General features: G+C 38.1%; 5 protein-coding genes and 1 pseudogene. All 6 read right to left on the bottom strand.

Going from position 1 to position 4,526, the window contains the following annotated elements:
• Positions 1 to 338 precede the first annotated feature (338 nt).
• Complete coding sequence (fni, locus tag V7149_RS14920; protein ID WP_335346402.1) at positions 339 to 1,400, bottom strand: type 2 isopentenyl-diphosphate Delta-isomerase; 1,062 nt, start codon at positions 1,398 to 1,400, stop codon at positions 339 to 341.
• A gap of 15 nt (positions 1,401 to 1,415) precedes the next feature.
• Positions 1,416 to 2,552, bottom strand: a complete 1,137-nt coding sequence (gene rpsA / locus V7149_RS14915) for a 30S ribosomal protein S1 (protein ID WP_335346401.1) — start codon at positions 2,550 to 2,552, stop codon at positions 1,416 to 1,418.
• A gap of 108 nt (positions 2,553 to 2,660) precedes the next feature.
• The gene (locus tag V7149_RS14910; RefSeq protein WP_335346400.1) at positions 2,661 to 3,242 is read right to left on the bottom strand and encodes a lysophospholipid acyltransferase family protein; all 582 of its coding nucleotides are present in this window, start codon (positions 3,240 to 3,242) and stop codon (positions 2,661 to 2,663) included.
• Between the two features lie 2 nt (positions 3,243 to 3,244).
• Positions 3,245 to 3,919, bottom strand: coding sequence for a (d)CMP kinase (gene cmk / locus V7149_RS14905; protein ID WP_335346399.1), 675 nt, complete (start codon positions 3,917 to 3,919; stop codon positions 3,245 to 3,247).
• 135 nt (positions 3,920 to 4,054) lie between these two features.
• The gene (locus tag V7149_RS14900) at positions 4,055 to 4,234 is read right to left on the bottom strand and encodes a YpfB family protein (RefSeq protein ID WP_066294227.1); all 180 of its coding nucleotides are present in this window, start codon (positions 4,232 to 4,234) and stop codon (positions 4,055 to 4,057) included.
• Positions 4,235 to 4,301: 67 nt separating this feature from the next.
• Positions 4,302 to 4,526, bottom strand: a pseudogene (locus V7149_RS14895) (pilus assembly protein PilZ); the annotation flags it as partial.

Raw genomic sequence — 4,526 nt, 5'->3', positions numbered from 1 at the left:
TACCTTTCTGGAAGGATTGATCGAAAAGTGTAGGCGACTGATCAGGGACGACAAGAATAAGACGAGCCCTGCAGGAAGGCGTATTTTGCCTTCTGGAAGGGATTGGCTTATGTCTCGAGTCCCTAGGAGCCGAAACTAGACAAGCTTGTGACCTCGAGGTCGACAAAAACGCGACGTCCTCCCAAAAGCTTCACTTTTGGTCGTGCGATGATTACGCTTCCGAAGTCTTCCTTGTCCTGTCGCATTGTCGACACTAGTACGTCCTGTACGTCGGGGGTAGGCGCTGTAGCTAGACGTAGAAAAAGCTCTTGCTGATTTACATAGCAAGAGCTTTTTTGTTATTTAGAGATTATTCTCTGACTGTATTTTTTTGTATCGATGCTTCTTTCATTTAACCAATGATGGGTTTTTCCTGAAATGATTAATGGAGCTTGCTGCAACTCTGATACATTACTTGCACCTAATGCAGTAATGATCATCTTAATCTCATCCTGTATGATTTGAAGCTCTTCTATTAATGCTTCTATGCCTTTATTCATTAAAATACTAAGAACAAAGCCAGCCATTCCAACAGCCTCGGCTCCAAGGGCTATTGCTTTTGCAATATCAAGACTTGTCTGAACTCCCCCAGAACCTATAATAGATACATCTTTTGAGTTTTCTTTCGCTTCAATAATTGATACTGCAGTGGGAATACCCCATTCATTAAAAATGGATAGTTCTCTATTTCGCCGTTCATTTTCTATTCTAGCAAAATTAGTGCCGCCAAACCCTCCAACATCGACAGCCGAAACACCGATAGAACGCAGCATTAATACCGTTTCTCTACTCATTCCAAAGCCTACTTCTTTAACGATGATCGGTACATTAGCGGCCTTTACAATCGCTTCTATACGGTGAAGGGCTGTTCGAAAGTCTCGGTCTCCTTCAGGCATTGTTAGTTCCTGAACTACATTTAAATGAATTTGCAATGCATCAGCATTAATCATGTCAATGGCGGCTTTTGCTTGGTCCACTGTTGCTTCACTGCCGAGGTTTCCAAAAATAATGCCGTCTGGATATTCCTTTCGAACGACTTCATAAGATTTTCTTTCTGAAGGATTCTTAAGAGCAGACATTTGCGAACCGACAGCAATTGCCATTCCCATTGCTTTTGCAGCCATTGCCAATTCACGATTAATTCGTAAAGTCTGCTCACCTCCACCGCCTGTCATCCCATTTATAAAAATTGGCGAACTTAAAGAAAGTTCGCCAATTTTTACATTTAAAGTTGCCTGATCTAATGAAGTATGAGGCATACTTTGGTGAATAAAGGTAATATCATCAAAACCTGATAGCCTTTTCTGCCCTGTAGTCAAAGCTAATTGAATATGATCCCATTTACGTTTTGATCTAGACACCATTTATCACCATTATCATTTTAAATTCTTTAATTGATCCCCAATCATTTCGCCGAGCTGAAATCCTTTTGATTCCTCTGGGAGTTCATAATCAGTAACATAATCTGGTTCTTTTTCCTGTAGCTCTTTAATGCTTAGAGATAAACGCTGTTCTTGTTCATTTGCGTCTAAAACTTTAACTTTGATTTCTTGACCTTCTTTTAACACTTCATGCGGAGTTGCAATATGTTTATGTGAAATTTGAGAAATATGAACAAGTCCTTCTACACCAGGGAAAAGCTCTACAAACGCACCATATGAAACAAGTCTTTTTACTACTCCGTCAAGCACACTACCCTTTGGAGCTTTTTCAGATATATTTGACCATGGTCCTGGCTGAGTTTCTTTAATTGATAAAGAAATTCGTCCACTTGCCCGATCAACACTTAGAACCTTTACTTGGACTTTTTGACCTTCTTCTACTACTTCTGAAGGGGTGCTCACATGCTCGTGAGAAAGCTGGGATATATGAACAAGTCCATCTATGCCGCCAATATCAACAAAAGCGCCAAAATCAGTAATTCTTTGAACAGTTCCTTCTAATTCCTGTCCTGCCTCTAAAGAATCAAGGATTTGATTTTTTTGCTTACCCTTTTCTTCCTCGACAACAGCCCGATGAGAGAGAATTAAACGATTTTTATCCTTTTCAAGCTCAACGATTTTAAAGGTCATTGTTTTTCCTTTGTAGTCTGAAAAATCCTCAACAAAGAAATCTTCAACTAATGAAGCAGGGATAAATCCTCTGACACCAAGGTCAACGACTAAACCGCCTTTAACAACATCCTTAATTTCAGCTTCGAAAATTACACCGTTATTAAATTTCTCTTCAAGATCAGCCCATGACTTTTCAGCATCTACTTTTCGTTTTGATAGAATTAATGCATCCTCTTCTACCTTTAAAACTTCAAGCTCCAGCTGATCTCCTTCTGAAACAGCATCACTTGCTTTCTCTACATGAAGACTTGATAATTCACTAATAGGGATAATTCCATCAAGCTTGCTATCATTGATGTTTACAATTACTTGCTTCTCTTCAACCTTTGTAACCTGGCCGGAAACCTTATCGCCAATTTCGAAATTTCTCACTTCAACTTGATTCATCTCTTCTGACATATGTATTCCTCCTTATTTGAAAGGCGGAAGCGCCTTCGCAATATCTAATGATAAAATTCGCCTTTTAACTAACTTCTTATAAACCACTTCTTTTGTCAAGTAAGAAGGTTAGCTATTCTCATTTATCAGTTTGCGAATTTCACTCATAATTAATTCAGTCGTCTCCTCCGCGGAAGCTTTCTTTTCACGTAAAGGAGCCATGTCTATCGGCTTTCCATAAACGACTTTCAATCTTTTAAAAGACTTATATGGACCTATAATAGCACATGGTACAATTGCAGCATCGGTACGAAGAGCAAAAAAACCGGCTCCTGCAAGCCCTTGACCCAACTCACCGGTTTTACTTCTTGTCCCTTCAGGAAATAAGCCCAAAACTTTTCCTTCTTTCAAAATAGCAAGTCCTTTTCTTAGAGCTTCCCTATCACTCATCCCCCTCTTAACTGGAAAGGCATTTAAATCAGGAAGAAGCTTCCCTAAAATAGGCACTCGAAACAATTCTTCCTTAGCCATAAAGTGTACTGCCCTTGGTGCATTGATACCGACTACAGGCGGATCAAAATTATGAATATGATTAGAACAGAGCAGAACACCGCCTTCTTTAGGGAAATGCTCTGTTCCAATTACTTCAAAGCGGTATATTGGCTTTAATATTCCATAAACGACTGATTTTGCAAAAGAGTATAAATTCACTGTCATCCGATCCTTTCATAAGCAAGCACCATGATTCTTTCAACAACCTGATCGATTGATAATGAGGTTGTGTCAATTTCGATTGCATCTGACGCCTTTTTCAATGGTGCAACTGCCCGTTCTGAATCTAATTTATCTCTTGTAGAGATTTCTTCTTTTAATTTCTCTAAATCGGATGGGTAGCCCTTTTGGATATTTTCAGTATGTCTGCGAATCGCTCGTTCATCAACAGATGCCAATAGGAAAATCTTAACCTCTGCTTTGGGCAGAACATGTGTCCCAATATCTCTGCCATCCATAACAACGCCGCCGTTTTCAGCAAAGCTTTTTTGTCTGGCGACCATTTCTTCTCTAACGAGTTTATGTTTTGCAACAATCGAAACGGAATTCGTTACTTCAGCAGTCCTAATTTCATTTGTAACATTTTTTCCGTCTAAATATATGAATTGACCATCTTCACCTGGCAATAATTCAATGGTTGTCTCATTTAAAATATTCAACAAGCCTAGTTCATCCTCTAAGTCCATTTTCATATTTATGGCTTTATATGTTAAAGCTCTATACATAGCCCCTGTGTCGATATAAATATATGATAGTTTTTCAGCTGTAATTTTTGCAACAGTGCTTTTTCCTGCAGCAGCAGGTCCATCAATTGCAATAGAGATTTTTTTATTCATAGTGCCTCCCAAAAACAATTTCTCGTCCATTTTATTTTATCATATGATGGCATAAATAAACGAATAAAACTATGATTACCTCTCTACTTTGAAAAGCATTTATTAAAAACAAAAATAGCAGGCAAGCACCTGCTATCATTGCCCCCTGAATGTTTCAAGGAATTCCGTAAAGTTATTATCCGTGACACCCTCATATTGAGTAAGCTGTTTGAGTTCAGGAAAAATATTAAATTTATGAAAAAACAATTGGGTTATGAAGAGGAATAAGAACTGTATAATGACAACTTTTATTAGTATTCTTTCAATCGATTTCATAACGATCTCCCCGCATGGTTAATATATTTAAAGTATGCGAGTAATTTTTACTTTTTATTCCTATCTATTATATTTCTATCCCTTTTTTCTTATAGGCAAGCTGGCGGTCAAAACAGAAGCGAAGCAATACCTGTCTATCAGTCGGTGAAATATCAATAAATTGAAGAGAGATTAGCGATTTCCACTCATTGACTGCAACGATCCTGACAATTTTACTTTTTAGTTTTAAATAATGGGTTTCCCCATTTTGCATCGGAAGAACAAACCAACTATGGACCATCATATTTTGTGA

Origin of the sequence: Bacillus sp. JJ1503 (assembly GCF_036965125.1) — a bacterium.
In the GTDB taxonomy this organism is placed as follows: domain Bacteria; phylum Bacillota; class Bacilli; order Bacillales; family Cytobacillaceae; genus Cytobacillus.
Note: the sequence above shows the minus strand (reverse complement) of the source record. Positions and strands in the feature narration are given on the sequence as shown.

Coding starts and splice junctions, on each gene's coding strand:
- cmk (WP_335346399.1), bottom strand. CDS start 3,919: ATGAATAAAAAAATCTCTATTGCAATTGATGGACCTGCTGCTGCAGGA.
- rpsA (WP_335346401.1), bottom strand. CDS start 2,552: ATGTCAGAAGAGATGAATCAAGTTGAAGTGAGAAATTTCGAAATTGGC.
- V7149_RS14900 (WP_066294227.1), bottom strand. CDS start 4,234: ATGAAATCGATTGAAAGAATACTAATAAAAGTTGTCATTATACAGTTC.